We start from the raw sequence: 19158 nt of genomic DNA, 5'->3' as shown, positions 1-19158 counted from the left end.
GTACAAGTGTTGCAATGGATTTTAATATTTAACCAAGTATCCGTTTTTTGACACAAACAGTTGATCGCAGAAACAAATATAAGAATAAGGGGTATTATATATCTTTTCATGGGAAGGGGGCTAATTTATAAAGAGGTATTAATTTAATGGTTTTGGGAATAAGAATTGTATAATGTTAAAAGTATTGCTGTCTTGATACTAGTAAATTTATAATTCTCTTAATGGCGTGTTCTCATTTATGGGAAGAAATTCTAGGTCATCGACTTTTTTCGGAGTTATTGTTTCAACAGATATTTTTTGTTCCCAAAACAAACCTTTATGGAGTTCGAATAATAGAATTCCTTTTCCATACTTAATTATATTATTAAGGTTATCCTCATTGTAATCTTTATACCAATTAGGATTTACTTTATACTTTTTAGAATAATAAAATGTCCTTTTTAATTGCAGAGTATCAATACCTAAGCTTTGAATTTTAATGGTACTTTCTGTTTCAACCCCTTTTAAGTGGTATTTAGAGATAATAGTATCGTTTAATGGTTTAAAAGTTGTTCTGCTGTCACTTTTTGTAATATCAAACCAATAAATAGTATCATTATCCATTTCTTTTAAATAAGATTTTTTACTATTTAAATCAAGATACCTTTCACTAATTATTTTTCCACTTGGAGAGACATATTGTTTTTTGTAGTTTCCTTCTTTTAACGTAGTAATAATTTGGGAACCGAGATCTTCTTTAAGATCATCTGCTTTAAATCTAGGAGAGTATGGTAAGTATTCAATAGAATATATAATGGTTCCTTCAAAGAACCGATTTTGTTGGGGCTGCTGCTTGGCAGAATTACAAGAGAAGAGCGTTAGTAAGCAGAGAGCTACTAAATAGTTTAGAGGTTCCATTTTTAGCAATTTTTTAAAGAAATAGAGCAAGTGCTTGGTCATTTTATTGATAAGGAGCATTTTAGCCCTTGTGAGGCATGGGTATTTCTGTTAAATTGTATTTAATATCGGTTAGTTTTAGTTTTAACCAAGTCCAATCTTGGTTTTCCAATGTCCATTTTGCTTCGCATTCGACAGGTATTTTTATCCCATTGCGTGCTTCAATTTTTGTGGAACTAACCGTCCACAAGGTTGGTGCTTTATCACCTACTTCCTTAAAACGCATAGCAGTAAATTGGACAAATTCACCATTGTTGTCAAAATGAAAAATTCCAGATCCTTCTGTTCCTTGAAAACTCATGGTTGCTTTGGCAGATTGGCTATCTATGGGCTCCCAGGTTATGTAAGGGCTTAAGGCAGCTGTTGGGAACCAGATAATTTCAGCTAAGTATCGTTGTAAGGAGGCTTCATTTACTTTCTGGTCATTGCTGGCATTAGCAATTGGAATCAATGAAAACATTTTGATAGACATTTCGCCATTGCCATTTTCAAACTTATCCCGCCCAATAATATTTATAAAGGGATTCATCTGCATATTGATCTTCCAATTAAAGGCAGGGGGCTGTATGGTGAAATATTGGTCAGCTGTTGCCGTATTCCACTCCTTTTGGTCTTCCTTCATTTTGAGTTGCAACTCCTGAACTAAATGAACGTTAAAGATGGTTTGTTTCCCGATTACACCACTATTGATTAGCCATTTTTGGACAGTTTTGGGCAAATTTAAAATGGACGCTTCTGTGACAATTTTTTGAGGTATATGTTTAGCATTTTCATGAATCTGCTCTCTTTCTTCCTGTACCTTATTGGTAAATTGAATTGTTGAATATGCGATTATTGCCGCTAAGAGAATGATTATATTGGCTATTGTGCCAAATTTTGCATCAGACCAATTGTTGAAAATCAAAAATTGGGATACAATCAGGGCAATAATTGCCGTTGCCCACCAGTAATCAAAGGCATAAAGTAGTAGCATTATTGTTGCAATGAAAAGCACAAATGCTAGCAGCCAAATTAATCCAAACGTTTTTGAAATGGGATTGGAAATGGCTTTAAATTCGGCTATTCCAAATGCTTTGAAAAAGCCAAATAAATGAATTATTGCATGAACGGAAATGAATATTGTGATACCTATTTTCATTATTTTTTGCTTGTGGCTAATATTGCGTACATAAAACGCAACGTGGTGTTAAAATGGAATGAAGGATTGGTACAATACTATAATGTTATGTGTGGCAGTCCGCTCTTTTTTGGATTGGCTTTAAGTAGATGACCCCTTTGTCAAGATCTAGAAGTGTGTTATAATTCTTTAGCACACCATTCCCTAAAACGCTGATTTTTTGCCTGCCAATGGCTCCCTCAAAAAAGCTAATTGACAAATCGTCCAGTTTGTTTTTTCCAAGTGTAAAAGAGGGGAGTAGTGCTTTTTTAGTAATAATTTTATGCCCGTATGAATCAGTCAGAGCACTTTCACCGAGTATTTCTAGTTTGCCTCCAAGCTGATGTTTTTGTACAAATTTATCATCCAGTAAAATATTTCCCCCATAGCCCGTATGAAGCATAAATTTTTGGGAGCGTTTAATTTTTCCAATTTTGAGCCTTCCTTTAATAAAGAGCAAATCATTGTTTTGGACAAGCTTTAATTTTTGAAATGCCTGTTGTTTCCTTTTATCAAATTTAGAATGAACGATAAAAAGCTTTTCGTCGTAATTTATTTCGATGATTTTTCCTTGAAAAAGCTTGGGACCAAATTTACCATCAGTCAATTGACCTGAGCGCTTATTGACCCAAATAGTGAGACTATCAAAGGTGCTTTTTCCAATTTTTAGTTGGTTGTTTTCAAAGAATTTAGCATTGCCATTACCACCCCAGCTATTAGCAATAGAATTGGATATGGAATCTGGTTGACGAATTTTGTCTAGTGCCTCTTCGGTAATTGAAGCCCCCTGTTCCCCCGTATGAAACATTAAGTTAAGGGTATCAACTTTATTTAGAATTGTCTGAATGTAGATGTTGTTAAAAGGAGTTAGGACAAAAGGGATGGTATCAGAACTATTTTGAGCATGAGTACTGAATGTACTAATAGTAATAAAGAGAAACGATAGTAAATACTTAAGCATAATTTTTTAACGATTTGATTTTGGTTGCAAGTTGGGGCTGTGATAGCCGCCATGTGGATATAAATATAACCGTTCCTTAATCAAAATCGTAGATTTTGGAGCCTAGAAAAGCCAAGTTTTTTATTTAATTCAAACTTAGGTCTACTCATCGTGCAAGCTGAGAGAAGAGGGCTTTGCTTTGAAAGCAAATATTTTAATTTTTTGACTTCGTTAATTCAATTTTATGGAAGGTGCTTAAGGTTGCTATTTCTATTAATTTAAAATTTGTCTCTGCCAAAAACTCAGTATTTCTATTTTCCTGTTTAAGGGTTGTTAGATTAATAATCCAATACATACCAATTGGGCCATCTTTTTGAGCAATAAATAGTTGGTTTTTGTTTTCTTTGGTTAAGAAGTTGTTTAAGAATAGCCTTACATCGCTAATGAAAGCTAATTTCTAGCTACTCTGCGTTAAAAATTTTCTCCATAGCGCTGCTATGAAGAAAATTTTTGCCTTGTTTATCTAAAAATTAGTACTCATTATCAACAAAATTCCATTTTTAAACAACTTCTAATATAAAACTTAAAGGGATATAAATTATTTGTGAAATAATCAAAAGTCAGCTCATTATTGGTGTTTAGATTTAATATAGAAAATGTAAAATCAGTAGGATTATCCAAAAAAGATTCTCTCTCAACTGCTTCGACCTCGATTTTAATGTTGTCATTTAATTTGAAATCAACATAACGAGTTCTAGATGCTTTTTCTAATAAGAATAGAATGGCAGTAACTACGATTAGAAACATTGTAGAGTACTTATAGTAACCCCGCAGTTTGTTTTTGAGCCCTTTTTTTTGTAGTATAAAATTCCCCAAACCAATTAATAATAACCCAAGTATTCCTACAAAAACTAATATGATTATATGCGTTGGGGACATTTTAAGATTGATAATTAATGAAACAAAATAGAGGGTAAATGGAATTTTGAACCAAGCCATTCTACAGAAAAAATCCTACTGAATTTTAAAAATTAAGATCGTACGATTGAAAAACTCAAGTTATTGTTTAACAACCTTTTCCGTTAGCGATTTTTTTCCATTAGATAACGTTATAAAATAAATTCCAATCGGTAATTCTTCCAAATCTATACTGTCATTTCGTCTAAGAATCGTTTTATGCTTCAGAACGCTACCCAATTGGTTTATTATCATGACTTCTAGTTTTTCATTGTTCTGTTTCTCAATGTGCAATAAACCTGATGTCGGATTGGGGTAAAGTTTAATGTTTAGTTCTTTTTCTAAGGCTATTTTTTGACGACTAGTGATTAATATAATGTTGTCATTTACAGTATGCTGGCTTGTGTTGGTAATAATGGGGGCATTAAAATCAAAATAAATTCCAGCATTATTTTCCAATAAAGTGCCATTGGGGAGATTAGGATTTTGTTCCACTTCAAAGGTAATAAAACCATGCGATAAAGGTTCATTGGTATTACTGTCTGCCAACATGATATTCATAAAAGTCCATTCTAGCACCCTTGAATCATGAATCTTAAAAGTATAATCATGGCTGGATACACCTGATTGAACAGAAAAAATATTAAAGTCCGTAGAGAGGGTATCTAGAATTCTTATGTTGAATGCTGTGTCTGTTCCTGTATTTTGAAATCGAATTAAATATTCTATTTTTTGATTGGGTAGAATGTCATGCATTGCACCTGCTCCTAAAGGAAAACCAGTTTTGTCATTGGGGTCATAGCTGCCTCGAACCACTCCACAAAAGATATCAATAAAGGGATCTGCATCATCATGTGGGAAACTATTTACTAGACCTGGCGTCCAGTTTCCTGTGCCACAGTTTTCAATAGTAGCAGATGGATTAGAATTACCAGGATGTAAAGGATGTTGATTGGTTTCTAAACGCCATGTTTGCCCATTCCCTTCAAATGTAAAGACCGCAGAATCTCCACCTGCTAACTGTATTGAATCTAATGAAATAAGCAAACCATCTAAATACACTCTTAGAGGAGCAAAGCAATTCATATCACCGTGGTTAGGGGCTCCTGTGTTATAAACAACAAAGCGGACAGAATCGCCCAAACAAGTTGCTTCAATGTCCAAACTCGATTGATCCCAAGAAGAAAGACAAGGGCTTACTTGACCTAGAGGGTAAGGATTGGGAATAGAATCCAAGGCACAAGAAGCTACAGGATACAATTCTGCATTTAGGCACAAGGTTTGCCCCAATATAGCATGGGTAGAAAGGGTTGTACTCATCCAAAAATCAATGCATTCCCCAGGATAAAGGGAGTCTGCAACATAGATTTGATACCGATTAGCCCCTAGTGAAGTATACGCTAAAGAAGCGCTATTTACTGTAAGTAGAGAATCTAGTTCAACAATTACATAAACACTGTCTATTTTATCAGAGCCAGCGTAGTCATTACACGCTTTGATATAAACTTTTTGATCTGAAAAGCCAGGTCTTAAAAAAGGAGCATGGATAGAAATAGTAGGAGCGGGGCAAGGGGTATTGGAAATAAAACCAAAAGAAGGCGCAACCGTGAAACTATCTAGATTGTTAACCACAAAGGTCTGCGTAGCGGGACACGTTACTTGCCAGTTGCTTTGAGTAGTATCTGCGGTAATGGTATAGATTCCTGGAGTGAGGCTATGGGTTACAAACCATAAACCATTTTCGTCTGTTTGTGGAGTAATATTGCCTGGTTGAATGATAAAAGTTTGATTGGGGAGATTGCTGATTTCGTTGCTGTCCTTCTGGCAGTTTTGGTTGTAATCTTTGTAGGCAATTCCAGTTAGTCCACCAATTCTATAAATTCTTGCATGCCCTGAATTCATACCATTGACATCATTATAGAACGCTCCAACAGCCAAAGCACTCCCATCGGCACTCAAACTAATTGCTCTACCAGAAAAATCGCCAACAGCTTCACCTGCTATGCCATTTCCGATTTGTATCCAAGCACTCCCTGTCCATTGATAAAGGCGGACAAGCCCTGCATCTGAATTGTTTTTATGAGCTCCAACAGCAAGGAGGGTTCCATCGGCACTTAAGCTTGCTGAAATGCCCGAAAAGTCAGCACCAACTCCATCAATATCATTTCCTCTCTGTACCCAACTAGTCCCTGCCCATTCGTATATACGTACATGCCCTGCATCTGGACCATTCCCTGTATTTTTAGGCGCACCAATAGCAACAACAGTTCCGTCTGCATTTAAGCTTACTGAGAAACCTGACCAATCCCAGCCAGATTCTCCAAAAATATTGTATCCTTTTTGATTCCAAATAGTGCCCGTCCATTCATATACGATTACTTCACCTCCACCTACAAAATTCCCACCTCTGTAAGCCCCAATAGCAACAACAGTTCCATCAGCACTTAAACTTACTGAATGACCAAAATAATCATTGCCACTCTGACCATCAATGTCATTTCCCAATTGAACCCAAGCACTGCCTGTCCATTGATAAAGACGAACATGCCCTGCATCTGAACCCGCTCCGTCATTTTTATAGGCTCCAATAGCAACAATAGTTCCATCGGCACTTAAACTTACTGAATAACCCGATAAGTCGCCAGCAGCTTCGCCATCTATATCGTTTCCTAACTGTACCCAAGCATTGCCTGTCCATTCGTAAAGACGAACATAACCTGCATTGGCACCATTGGCATCATTTCCATCTCCTCCAACAGCCAGAACGGTTCCATCCGAACTCAAACTGACAGACTTACCAAGCCAGTCGCCAACAGCTTCACCTTCTATATCATTCCCCATTTGCACCCATGTATTACCGATCAAGCCATACACTTGGACATGTCCTGCATTGAACCCATTTCCATCATTATTAGGTGCTCCTATTGCGAATGTACTTCCATCTGAGCTTAAACTTACAGACCAGCCAGCCCAATCACCAAGAGCTTCACCATCTATATCCATTCCTATTTGGGGAAATTGGGCTTGTAAGGAGGTACTCATTACGATTACTAACAGCCCTAGAAAAATACTATTGATTTTGTTTTTCATTTTTTTATATTCGTTATTTTTCAATTACTCTCTGTTAACTTTTTTGGGGGCATAAAAGTTCCATTGCAAAAATGAGAAATGTACATGGTTGGGAGTACATTTTTAAACAATTTCAATGTTAAAGAACTAAAAATTAGTTTTAGCTGTGGTGGTTTTAGTCTTTAGACAATGCTTCAATTAGGCGATTGGTAGGTACCCCTATACTCAACGAAGCATAGGGGCGTTTTGTTTATTCTTCCTGAGTTGTTTTTCCATTATAATAGTAAGAAAGAGAAACCAACACAAGCCCAATTACTGCTCCCATATATTCGCCATCATTGATACTTACATGTGCCATTATCGCTAAAATTAAATCAAATACGAATCCAGCATAAGCCCATTCTTTTAACATTTTTGATTTATTGGTCCAAATCGCTACAAGCCCCAGTATTTTTGCAATTGCTAATGGATAAATAATATGGGTTGGATACCCTAATTGTAAAAATACTTTGCTGATCATTTCATACTGAGCGATATACATCCCAGCACTAAAAAGCATTAATAGTGATAATAAGCCAGTAACAACTCTATAAATTATTAAGTTCTTGTTTTTCATTGTATTGAATTTTATTTATTATAAATTTGATTTTATTACCTAGGGTTTATTTTCCTAGGTAAATATTTATTAAAAATTTTTTACCCTCTCAATTTATCAATAACAAGGTTTAGGGCTTTTGCTTCTTCCTCTGTAATACGTCCAATAAAATCAATATGTTCTCCTTCTTTAATTAAGTCCAACTGCTCTAATACCGCTAATCCCGCATCAGAAATTCGCAGATAGACCATTCTTCTATCTTGCTCACTTCTTTTTCTTTCTATTAACTTTTTTTCTAACAATTTATCGGAAAGGCGGGTGGCATTAGGTGCCTTTTCTATCATTAAACGTTTAACATCATTCATGGCAACCCAGTCCTTAGCCCCTCGAAGGATTCGAAGGATATTAAACTGTTGTACAGATAGACCATAGGGTTTTAGTAACTCGGTAAATAAATTCTTTATCCAGTTTGAGGTATACATGATGTTCGTTACTAAACGATGCCTATCATCTGTAAATTTGGTCTTTGTTAATTCGTCTATTGTTGCCATGCTATTGAATTGTTATAATGCAAATGTAAAGTAAAATATTTTCCTAGGCAACTATTACCGCAATAAATATTTTTTTTGACAAATTTTCTGATTGCTTTTTAGCTTTGATTGATCGAAAAGATTAGGGGAAATTTGAAAAATTGGTGTACTATTATTGCAAACTTACTCAAATATCTTATCATTTTACTTGTTTAGACTTTGAAAAACAATATAGGCATGCGCAGAATGAAAGATTACAAACAGAGTGGATAATACGATATAAATTAGTGACATATTGGAGCATTTTAAAAAGGATTTGTTGCCAATGAATCCAATTCCAACAAAGAAAATTATTGTTGTGTAGGCTGGTGCCATAAACCCGATTAGGCTTGTAGTCCAATCTGATTGAGGGTAGAGAATTACGCTAATCCAAGATAAAAAATAGATAACCATTCCAACCCAATAAATCCCGAATCCTATTTTTTGCAATCGTGTTTTTAATGAAAAAATCATTAATGCAGGAACAACAAATACAAGAAGCCTCAAGATATTTTCACTATAACCAATCCAATTGGGGATGTCTTTCCAAAAAATATCAGGACTGTAAGCTTTCGGTAAATAACCAACGAGTATGATATTCCATAAGAAAAGTGGAATTAAAAGGAGGAAACAGTTACAAAAGTATTTTCTAATTTTCATCTGTATGATGGATTAGTTTTGCTAGGGATGGCTATTCTATGCTTTGTCCGTTATTAGCTTTTTTATCTAAATTGTTTGGGTTTTAAATTTTTACTTGCATTTACTGCAATTTCTAAAATTCTCTTTTGCCTAGTCTCCGTTCTTTTGGCAGAAATGACCCAGTACAATAAAATCTTTTTAGCAGACTTGCTTAGAGACTCAAAATATTCGATGGAGCCTTTGTGCTTTGCAAATTCTTCTTTTAAATCTTCAGGGATGACAAGTGCTTCAACTTGATCTAACATTGTCCAAGAACCATTTTCTTTTGCAATTTTAATGCTTTTGTAGCCCTCTTCATGCATAAGGTCTTGTTCAATTAAGGTTTTCACTTTATCCTTATTCACCTTAGACCAAGTACTTTTGGGTCTTCTCTTGCTAAAATATTGCTTATACTTCTCTTTATCAATGGTCTTTTTGGTACTATCTATCCACCCAAAACAAAGCGCTTCATCAACGGCTTCACTCCAATTTAGATTGGGGGTTGGAGAACCTTTTTTATGAATTATTAACCATATTGAATCCTCGATTAAATGGTTTTTTTTAAGCCAATTTCTCCAATCTTTTTTGCTGCTAGGGCAATAACTATCCATTTCTTAACGATTGATTTTTTGCTGTTTATAGATATATGGGCTCTGTACTGTATAGGAGTTAAATGTAACTAATCTGAAAATGAAATTGTAAATTTTGTCCATCTACTTACTAACAAAAAATTAAAATTGCAATTTTTCTAAGGCTTTCTTTGCACCAGCATTATTTGGATTAAGTTCAAGAGATTTTTTATAGGCTTTGATCCCTTCATCAATTTTTCCCATTTTTAATAAGCACTCCCCATAACTATCGTAAGTGTTAAACCCTTCTGGGTACAGTTCGGTGTTCAACTTAAAAATTTTAAGTGCCGCTTTATTTTTATTGCTTCCAAGTAATTGATAGCCAAAACTATTAATCCCTCTTTCTGATACATCATATGCTGAATTTATTAAATCAGATGCTTTTATAAATTCTATGATAGCATCTATGCTCTTTCCTGATTCCAAAAGCGCACTCAATTTTTTCTTGTTCATCATTCGCAATTTTTCTTTTTGCTCAGATAAGGTTTCTACTCCATATTCACGCCTTTTTTTGTCGGAGATTTTGGTGGTGTCTAAATCATGAATTTGCCAAAGTTCGCCTTCTCCCTTCCGAGTGTATTGCGTCCCATATATCTGAGGTTTGCCTCTTCGCATTAAATCTCTATCGATTGCTGCAGCCAACAACCATTTACTTCTGGTGGAATCTAGATCAACCGCTTTTTGCATTAATTTTACGGCCATTCCTGAAGCAATCGTATCGCTTCCGTGTTGAAAAATCATTGCTGCATTTGCAAAATCTTCAGAAGTGATCACTTTGTTTGAATCCAATAATTCGTAAACTCTAGCTTCTCGTTGTTTATCTCTTTTTGATACGATAGCCCAATCAATATTTGCAGTTTGCCTATCCGCTTGGTCGGATTTGTACAATTCCTCTAGTTCTAGGTTGGACGTGAAATTTTTTGATTCTGACGATTCTGGCAATTCTTGACATGAGAATAGGGAGATCGTTAAAAGAATAATAAAAGGGTTTTTCATTGTTTTATTTCGTTTGGATGAATTGTTTTTTTTAAAACGATGGATTTTTAGCATAAATTCAGGTTAAGTTAGAATAACCCTAATTAAATGTCTCGCATTCGATAGAGATATATGCCTATGCCACTGTTGGTGAAAAGAAAATGTTGGCAGTAGTTTTTTTCTTTTAACTTACTTAATAAGCTCTAACTTCATCAAACCATTTATTTGCCTTATCAGCGTCAATTATTAACATAGGCACTTGCCTTAATTGATTTACAGCTTCTCCAATATCTTCACGTTCTATCGTTTCTATATTTGAAAAATCATTGAAAGTCTTGGTAAATTCAATTAATAAATTTTTTATATCACGTTCTGTTTTAGCTTTTTTTAATTTTTTAACTGTAGCTTTATAAGTCTTAATCGCTAATTTTGCTTCTTTACCAGTCCAGCTAGAGAAAGGGATTCCATATTCAGTAGTGAACCAAATTTTTTTTCTTAATTGCGCTACCGATGAATATTCTAATTCTCTATCTTTAGCTAACTTTCTCAGTTCACTCCGCAAAAGTTTTCCTTTAGTTTCTTCGATATTCCAAGCTATGAATGATGTTAGCTGCTTCCAGCTTTTCAGTTCAGGTAAGTTTTCCAAATTGGGGGCATACCTTATTGCCAAGCTCTGTAAATTATTAAAACTTTTTAAACAACCAAGATTGATAAAATTACCTGAGAGGTTTAAATGTGTTAAGTTATCAAACTGCAATAGACTCTTACAGTCAAAGGGTTGTTCTAAAGGATTTACATATACGCTTAAACTTGTGATTTCTTTTAAGGCATTAAGTTCTGGCAATAGATAGGCGTTATCATTTGAAATGTTAGGATAAATACTTAATGAAGTAAGAGCATCATTGGACTGAATATCAAATTTTTCAATGCTACCAGAAAGGGAAAGATTTTCAATGTTTTTCCCAAATTTTAAACCAATCTTTAGATCTTTAGACTGAATACTTAAATTTCTTATGTTGGCTTTTGTAAAATCTGCCGAAATTGATTTTTGAGGTGTCCAAGAAAAATTTTCTGTTTTCCTTTTTGCCGTCCATTTAATAAAACCAAGGTCATTCCCAGAATAATAAAAGAAACGAGGCCAATCCCCATAAGGGTACTTATCCTTATTTTGTTCACCATGCCCTGTAAAATGAGTATTAAAAGTATCCCAGTTAATCGCTAGTTTTTCATCGACTAAAACATCAAAGTCTTTTTTGTCCATTCCTATATTACCAATGGCTAGACTACCTTGCCCTAATGGAATATAAATTTTATGGCTATTTTCTGCTGTTAGTGAAAATTGTACTTTTTTTTCATTCATAATTGGGGGGAATTACTGATAATGTGTATATACAGATTGTAGGAGAAGGGCGAAGCCATTCATTTACGCCAACTAATATAGCAAAATTTGCAATTTTTGCGGATAGATTCTTCCAAACGTCTTCCGAATTTGACTCAAAGCATTGAGAAATGAGTTTAGAACAACTTAAAACATGAACCATTTCTAAAATTATGCACTGGTTGTTGGGTGGGGTGATTAACGATAACATTAGCATATACTTTGTGCGCAAAGCCACACCCTAATAAATGTAGTTATTCTCAAAACAAGATTGCAGATTTTGAAATGGGCTCGCATATGCGTATTTTTACAGGTATGTTTCCATAATTTCTGTGTTTACTATTTTTAATCGAGATATTCTTCCTTTCTCAATAAAACTTCTTTCCCTTTTTGAAAAGCATTATTTCCGCTTTCAAAGACATATTCTTTGTAAAAGAATACAACTCTTTGCTTAAGTTTTTTGCTTTTTAGGAAGCTATCTATAGTATCTAGTATTCTATTTTGGGTATACTGATCTTCAATATGGTGGATAATAACTTTTAGAGGATAGCTAATTGAACCTGGGACAATAAGGCATGAACTTAACTCTAAACCCAATTCATCAACCCATACTTTTTTAAATGTAAACTTGGATTTAAGTAAAGCCTTAAGTTCATCAATCTTAGGTTTGTCTTTGTAGATTAAAGTCTTTTCATAAGGAGTAAAAGGTTCTTTATTTCCATCTTTTCGTGCTTGGTGTAACCTAGCTTCATTAATACATTCCAGACAGTAAATTTGTCGATCAATTTTTTCATAAATAGGGTAGGTCCTTTTTTCAATTTTTATAGCTTGGCTTACTTCCATTTCAGGTAAGTCGCAAAAAAATAGATCTTTTAAATCTTCCAGTTTATGAATTGCATGTTTTTCGTAGCAATCTTTACAAACTTTTAGATCCCAAATAGGCAGAGTGTAGATTTTAGGATATTCTAAGTCCTTTATTTTTTTGAACAGATGAGAACACATTTCTTGAAATCCTTGAGTTCCATGTTTTGTACATTTGAAATACATAGTGATGTTTTTAATCTAAAACCCTTATCACACTTAACACCTAAGGTTATATAGGGAATGCTGTACAAGGAGAAATGGATGTGTGCTTATTTAATTCGCTGTTTATCAAAGTTAAGTCGCAGCTTTTGCAAACTCAGGAAAAAGTTTTAACACAAAATTTCTTCCAAAATCTAGCATGACCAATTAATTAAAACTTGAAAAAAATTGGCTTATAGGTCTAAATATAATAGGAACACCTACATCATAAAAAACGGGCACCCTTAATGTAAGTTCAATTGCCAAGAAACCCCAAATTGGTCTTGAATAAATCCAAATTTTTGACTGAAACCATAATTATCTAATGCCATCATCACTTTTCCGTTTTCAGATAATTTCGAAAATAATCTTTCAATCTCACGTTCATTGTCACACTCTAAGTAGTTAGAAACGGCTGGGGTAAAACTCCAATCGTGAATTGGAGGGCTATCACTACACATAAATAAATTGCCGTCCAATTCGAATGTGGCTTGCATAATTTTTCCCTCAGCAGTAGGCGCACCTTTTCCCCAACGGCTTACCTTAATGATTTTAGAATTATCGAACAACTCCACATAAAAATTCATTGCATTTTCTGCATTTCCATCTTGAAACGTTAGCGATCTAATCATTTGATTTTTCATAATAGTTTTGTTTTGTGCTAATATGTTTTTTTACTGTCGTTTTCCAATCTAAGTTTTTTGACTTCAAAAGTGTTGTTCTTTTGATATTTGAATTGGTGCAACTTAATTCAAAAAACTCAGTACCAATATTATTCTATTCATTTAATGGAATATATATTAGTTTTCTCGTAAAGAAAAATAATAGGTATAAAACTTCTGCAAGTTGAATGTGATTGTTATATCTGTATTGCTAGATATGGGATTAAATAGGGGGATTTAGGAGTAAAACAAAAATAGCCTTTTTAGGTAAGGCTTAATTTAGTATAAGAATCATGAATGTTGATGGCGAAATAATGTTCTACGATTGAATGAATGATCTCTTGTGGCGTTGCAAGCGAACCTTATATACATTGTGTGCACTGTTACTCAATTTAGTTGTGCATTTTCAATATACTTTTTAGGACTTATACCTACTTTCTTTTTAAATATTCTTGAAAAATATTGTGGATATTCAAATCCCAATTTATATGCCGTTTCAGATATAGAAACATTTGGAGCTAATAATAAGTTTTTGGCTTGCTCTATCAGATAAAGATTGATTTGGTCAATGGCTGTTTTTCCTGTTTCTGTTTTTATGGTATCGCTCATATAGCGGTGGCTTACTCCTAATTGACTCGCTAACCACTCTACGGACGGAATTCCTAATGTCATTAGTTTACCTTCTCCATAGTAGTTATCTAAAATGCTTTTGAAACGAGTGAACAAGGCTTTATTTATTTCCTTTCTATTCAAAAATTGACGTTTGTAAAAACGGTTGGCATATTGCATCAAAGTTTCTAGGTGTGAAAGAATAATTTTCTTGCTAAACTCGTCTTGGTTGTTTTGATATTCGGCTTCTATGTTTTTGAAAATTGTCTTTATTAACTCCTCTTCTTTGGGAGACAAATGAAGCGCTTCATTGACGTGATAATTGAAAAAGCTGTACTTCTTAATTGCTTCGAACAATGAGCTGCCGTTCAAATAGTCTTTGTGAAAAGCGATATGATAACTGTCTGAACTTACGACCACCTCCTTAAAAGACAAAGTTTGACTGGGGGCTGTGAATAATAATGAACCCTTGCTACAATCGTATTTAGTACGACCATAGACGATCTCACCAGAAATAATGTTTTTTAAACTAATAGCATAGTACTCACAAGTGATTTCCATAATAGCATTATCCAAAGGTTGTTCGTTAGAATTGGCTTCAGGTTCTTTTGGTGCAGAACGCAAAATGCTAAATAGCGGATTTTCGGGTTCGGGTAGTCCAAATTGTCTGTGGAACGCTGAAATATTTTTGAATGTATAGCTTGTCTTTTTCATTCTCTTAATTTTTTTGGTATCAGTTCTAATGTCGATGCTTCATGTTTTGCCCTATTATATGTTAATCGCATAAGTGGATAAAAAATGTTGAATTTCCTAAAATATGCTTTATTTACTTTTGGATTGATTTCGTTTAAATCTATAGGTTGCATGCCATCAATATCAATTATGCTATCGCCAATTTTCATTTGTCCGTCAGAATTTGCTAAAAAAGCATCATACCAGCTTTGGGTTCCAAATTTATACTGGCGAACAAAAAAACGACCTTCTGTACTTACAATGGTAATGTCTATGAATCTATGCGTTCTGCCTGCCCTTATTTGGTGAACGTACTTTGATTTTACTAATTTTTCTATTTCTTCTTTATTCATTTTTTATTAAAAGTGGAAAGTTGAAAACGACATTTTCCCTTTTCAACTCTCCATTATTTGATTATTTATTGAAAAATTCTGCCACAGCATCCGTTGATACTTTTACAGCCGCTGGTTTGTGGTAGAAATCTACATGCCCAAACTCAGGTACAGCTAAAACTTCGTGTTCATTTGTTAGCTTATCAATAAATGCAGTTGAGCAAATAGCTGTCGGAGCATCTTTACCATATACAACTAATGTAGGTTGTGTAATCTTATCTGCATAATGTTCTCCGATAGAAATTAGAGATTCCATTGCTTGGTCACCTATATGCATATTTGTAAAGTTTTCAACCGCTTTAGGTCCTTTAATCCCATCTTTTCCATAGTAGTCATAAGATTCACCAGCCATTGGCGTACCTATTAATTCAATATGTTCTTCTCTTGATTGTTCATCGTCAAGTCCGAAAGGAGCAACATAATCTGGTTGTCCTGTTTCATAAATCTTTTGTCTAGAAGCATTTGCAGCAGCAATCATTTGGTTTACAACCGTTTTATCAGCCCATTGGAAAGCATCTGCAGCCATCATACCTGAAACCATAGCAATTTTCTTAATTCTGTGGTCTGTTACTGCTACCGATGAAATAATAGAACCACCTTGACATACCCCCATTCCGAAAATCTCATCTACAAAAGGAAGTGTTCCTAAATAAGAAACGGCATCCCATGTATTTTCTATAAGCCTAAACATATATCTAGATTGTTTAAATTCTCCAGGCAATGCGGGTGAATCTCCCATTCCTAAATAATCAAATCCTAAAAAGACAAACCCTCTTTTAGTCATTTCTGGTCCATAAGTTGCTAAAACTTGTTCTTTTACTTGAGGAAATGGACTTGCACCAACGATTGCTTTGTATTTTTTGTTTTCCTCAAAACCTTCTGGGAGATATAAATTGCCGACTAAATCTACTCCAAAGGATTTAAAAGTTACTTTATTTTTTCCTGCTTGTAATTTCATATTCTATCTGTTTTAAGCGTTGTTAAATTATTTTAATACAAAATTACTTCATCTGTTAGTCTTTACACTTAAACATTTTTGTATAAGGTTTATACATTTTGGAAGGTGTTGGTGTTAATTGCGTACAACGTGAGTGAATAAAGGCGTGCGAAAAGTCATGCACAGAATCTAATTATTGAATTTAAAACTCCCCAATTACTAATACGTTGATTTTTGTAGAATTCTGATTTTTTTAAACTAGAAAGAGTTAGAAAAGAGGAGAGGTTCGCAATATGGAAAATGTATCATTTTTAAATTTAAACTCAGTATAGTAAGATTTGCGTTGAACATCTCCATGGTTTTCAATAGTAATTAGGCTAAAACTATCTATTTCTTCATAAGTTTTAATCTTTTTGCAAGAGATGCAAAAGAAAAGTATCGATATGTTTATTAGAATTTTCATTAGCTATAACATCATTACTATTGTATTACCAACTTAGCTTAAGGTTAAATAAAGCTCTTTGAAAATCTTGACAAACCTGATAAGGAGTTTTCTTATGGAGTACTTGGTGAGGTCGTTTTCGACCAATTAGTTTTTCATTTTGTTGGTACTTATAGCATATATTAATCGAAAGAAAAAAGAAGATTATAAAATGTGCAACTTTGTCTAAATACTTTGCCCCTGTAGCTTTGACTGCAAGTTTACATCGTTCACTTCGTTCATACTTATAGTGAGCACTTTGTTGTGCACTTCGTTTATGAACCAGTAAGTTAGGGGCGCTTTAAGTTTGTCCTGTACTCAGATTTTTAGATTTAATCCCAAAGATGCATAAAATATTTAGAAAACAAATTTAGACCATCTTGAATTTTATTTTCATCATATCCAAGATTGGAATCAAAACTAATTTTATAATTTAATATTTGTTTAAAGGCAAGAATCATTTTGTCAAGCTCTTCATTCCAATGTTTTTGCAATTTTTCAATTTCATGGTTAGTTAGAGTTTTCTTTTCTTTATCCAATAACCAAGAAGGAATAGATCTACCTTCCAAGTTATATTCTTTTTTATACGCTTCCAAAATAGGAATTATAATCTCAGCTAAATGGTATTTTGATTCATACCAATCCCATTTTTTATTCATCATTTTTTAGTGCATTTCTTTTGAGTAGTGGTTGATGGAGTCTAACGGTAGCGGATGTGCTACATTGTTAATAAACCTGTTTGTTTTAAGGTTAGAATAGGATTAAAGCACTACTTTTTTACCGATAAAAACAATAAATTAGAATTATTTTGATGGTAATGAGGTTGTACTAGGTAATTAATTGAATCTAATCCTATAATCCTTTCAACATGAACACGAAGTTTTTTATTGTAATACTATCTATTATCTTTCTATGTTTCTCTGGTCAAGCTCAAGAAAATATTGATTTAAATCTTCAAAGTAAAGATACTGCTTCACTTAATATCATAGGCGTTTATCCTGATGAATTTCCGAAAATTTCAATTGTTTTTAATGCAGAAACTAAGGATGGAGAACCAATTTGGAATTTAAGTAGAAATCAAGTCCAAATTTTTGAAGGGTCAAGCTCTTGCCCGATACATTGTCTTAAGAGAATATCAGAAAATGAATCCGTAAAAATAGGTTTGGTCGTAGATCATTCGGGGTCTATGGCGATTGATAAAGATCAACTTTATGATGATGAGGGTAATTTTTTAGGAACCTATGGAAAATATGGACAAAAGATTTACCCAAAGGATTATGCAAGTCCTATTGACAATGCAAAAAATGCTGTTAAAGGATTTGTACGCTCCATGGATATTGAAAAAGACTTCATTCAAGTAGTTGGTTTTTCAGATACCGTTGATAAAGTAATAGATTTTTCAAATAGTAGAGAGGTTATCAACAAACAAATCTCAAAAATGAAACCAAGCTCAACAACAGCGTTTTATGATGCAGTAAAAGTTTCATTAGATAATATAAAAGAGGAAGATGGTATCAAAGTAATTATTGCTTTGTCAGATGGATTGGATAATAGCTCAACCATAACAAATGAAGACGTAATTGCTTTGGCAAAATCAATAGAAGTTCCTATTTATACAGTTGCTTTAGGGCAAGCTAACCAAGAGGCACTTTCAAAAATGAGTAATGAAACTGGGGGAGATTTTCATTATACAAAATCCTCTAAAACACTTAGCGAAATTTATGATAAAATTGCTAAAAAAATACTTTCTATATACGAACTTGGATATACCTCTGAAAATCTTTCTTCAACGGCCCAAAGAGACTTTAGGTTAGTATATAATATTGATTCTATTTATTTAGACAACAATGAAATAGAAGTAAATTTGCCAGAAAGCGTTGTATCGTATCTCAAGCAAAAGGAAGATGAAGTCGCTCAACGGATGTATACTTATTCAGGACTAGGGATTGCAGCGGTGTTACTAGCAGGAAGCTTGGTGTTTTTATTTAGAAAGCGAAAAGAAACCAAATATTTAAAAGACGCAACTTCTGAAATTATCAAGAGCTATCCTAACCCATTCGAACATGAATTTAAAGTAGAGTACAAAACCAAAGGTTCCAATCCTATGTTAATAATATCTTCAATAACGGGTACGGTTGTATTTAGCCAAGCTATTGATGCTAATCGTAATGCTGTGACACTTCAAAATTTAAACCTTGAAAAAGGAACCTATGTGATGAGTATTGCAACTGATGAAGGCAGTTCTATCGGGCAAAAAATCATACGAAAGTAGTTTTGTATAATTTGATTTTTTTAGATTACCGTTAACGTCAGGCTGTTGAATAACCTATCTTGCTTAGATAGCTATTAAAGGCTGTTTTTATGGAGTTTTCAACTGCCTGACAATAGTGCACATTACACT

The 19158-nt window shown here is 33.8% G+C and carries 17 protein-coding genes; 1 reads left to right on the top strand and 16 read right to left on the bottom strand.

Annotated elements, in window-relative coordinates:
• Nucleotides 1-207 precede the first annotated feature (207 nt).
• From AsAng_RS10375 to AsAng_RS10300, 16 genes are all read right to left on the bottom strand, one after another.
• Nucleotides 208-897: a hypothetical protein gene (locus AsAng_RS10375; RefSeq protein WP_264792707.1), complete on the bottom strand. Its 690-nt coding sequence runs from the start codon at nt 895-897 to the stop codon at nt 208-210.
• Between the two features lie 61 nt (nt 898-958).
• Nucleotides 959-2074 carry a DUF6920 family protein gene (locus AsAng_RS10370; protein ID WP_264792706.1) on the bottom strand — a complete coding sequence of 372 codons (1116 nt, stop codon included), beginning with the start codon at nt 2072-2074 and terminating at the stop codon, nt 959-961.
• Nucleotides 2075-2159: 85 nt separating this feature from the next.
• On the bottom strand, nt 2160-3053 hold the full coding sequence (locus tag AsAng_RS10365) for a hypothetical protein (RefSeq protein ID WP_264792705.1): 894 nt from the start codon (nt 3051-3053) through the stop codon (nt 2160-2162).
• Nucleotides 3054-4091: 1038 nt separating this feature from the next.
• Complete coding sequence (locus tag AsAng_RS10360; RefSeq protein WP_264792704.1) at nt 4092-7079, bottom strand: DUF7619 domain-containing protein; 2988 nt, start codon at nt 7077-7079, stop codon at nt 4092-4094.
• A gap of 229 nt (nt 7080-7308) precedes the next feature.
• Nucleotides 7309-7674 (bottom strand): DoxX family protein, encoded by a 366-nt coding sequence (locus AsAng_RS10355; protein ID WP_264792703.1) that lies wholly within the window; start codon nt 7672-7674, stop codon nt 7309-7311.
• A gap of 80 nt (nt 7675-7754) precedes the next feature.
• A complete protein-coding gene (locus AsAng_RS10350; RefSeq protein WP_264792702.1) occupies nt 7755-8204 on the bottom strand; it encodes a MarR family winged helix-turn-helix transcriptional regulator in 450 nt (149 codons plus the stop codon).
• A gap of 183 nt (nt 8205-8387) precedes the next feature.
• A complete protein-coding gene (locus AsAng_RS10345) occupies nt 8388-8882 on the bottom strand; it encodes a hypothetical protein (RefSeq protein ID WP_264792701.1) in 495 nt (164 codons plus the stop codon).
• 62 nt (nt 8883-8944) lie between these two features.
• On the bottom strand, nt 8945-9511 hold the full coding sequence (locus tag AsAng_RS10340) for a YdeI/OmpD-associated family protein (RefSeq protein ID WP_264792700.1): 567 nt from the start codon (nt 9509-9511) through the stop codon (nt 8945-8947).
• A 120-nt stretch (nt 9512-9631) separates the two neighbouring features.
• Nucleotides 9632-10525 carry a tetratricopeptide repeat protein gene (locus tag AsAng_RS10335; protein ID WP_264792699.1) on the bottom strand — a complete coding sequence of 298 codons (894 nt, stop codon included), beginning with the start codon at nt 10523-10525 and terminating at the stop codon, nt 9632-9634.
• A gap of 172 nt (nt 10526-10697) precedes the next feature.
• Nucleotides 10698-11864, bottom strand: a complete 1167-nt coding sequence (locus AsAng_RS10330; RefSeq protein ID WP_264792698.1) for a leucine-rich repeat domain-containing protein — start codon at nt 11862-11864, stop codon at nt 10698-10700.
• A 363-nt stretch (nt 11865-12227) separates the two neighbouring features.
• Complete coding sequence (locus tag AsAng_RS10325; RefSeq protein WP_264792697.1) at nt 12228-12929, bottom strand: hypothetical protein; 702 nt, start codon at nt 12927-12929, stop codon at nt 12228-12230.
• A gap of 260 nt (nt 12930-13189) precedes the next feature.
• The gene (locus AsAng_RS10320) at nt 13190-13588 is read right to left on the bottom strand and encodes a VOC family protein (RefSeq protein WP_264792696.1); all 399 of its coding nucleotides are present in this window, start codon (nt 13586-13588) and stop codon (nt 13190-13192) included.
• 405 nt (nt 13589-13993) lie between these two features.
• Entirely contained in the window at nt 13994-14929 is a 936-nt protein-coding gene (locus AsAng_RS10315) for a helix-turn-helix domain-containing protein (RefSeq protein ID WP_264792695.1), read from the bottom strand.
• Nucleotides 14926-15300 (bottom strand): DUF2255 family protein, encoded by a 375-nt coding sequence (locus tag AsAng_RS10310; RefSeq protein ID WP_264792694.1) that lies wholly within the window; start codon nt 15298-15300, stop codon nt 14926-14928. Before AsAng_RS10310 ends, AsAng_RS10315 begins: the two co-directional genes overlap by 4 nt.
• 61 nt (nt 15301-15361) lie before the next feature.
• Nucleotides 15362-16297, bottom strand: coding sequence for an alpha/beta hydrolase (locus tag AsAng_RS10305; protein ID WP_264792693.1), 936 nt, complete (start codon nt 16295-16297; stop codon nt 15362-15364).
• A gap of 792 nt (nt 16298-17089) precedes the next feature.
• Nucleotides 17090-17419: a hypothetical protein gene (locus AsAng_RS10300; protein WP_264792692.1), complete on the bottom strand. Its 330-nt coding sequence runs from the start codon at nt 17417-17419 to the stop codon at nt 17090-17092.
• Nucleotides 17420-17625: 206 nt separating this feature from the next.
• On the opposite strand from AsAng_RS10300, the gene AsAng_RS10295 reads away from it, so the two are divergent.
• Nucleotides 17626-19029 (top strand): vWA domain-containing protein, encoded by a 1404-nt coding sequence (locus tag AsAng_RS10295; RefSeq protein ID WP_264792691.1) that lies wholly within the window; start codon nt 17626-17628, stop codon nt 19027-19029.
• The last annotated feature ends 129 nt before the right edge of the window (nt 19030-19158 follow it).

Origin of the sequence: Aureispira anguillae (assembly GCF_026000115.1) — a bacterium.
GTDB lineage: Bacteria > Bacteroidota > Bacteroidia > Chitinophagales > Saprospiraceae > Aureispira > Aureispira anguillae.
Note: the sequence above shows the minus strand (reverse complement) of the source record. Positions and strands in the feature narration are given on the sequence as shown.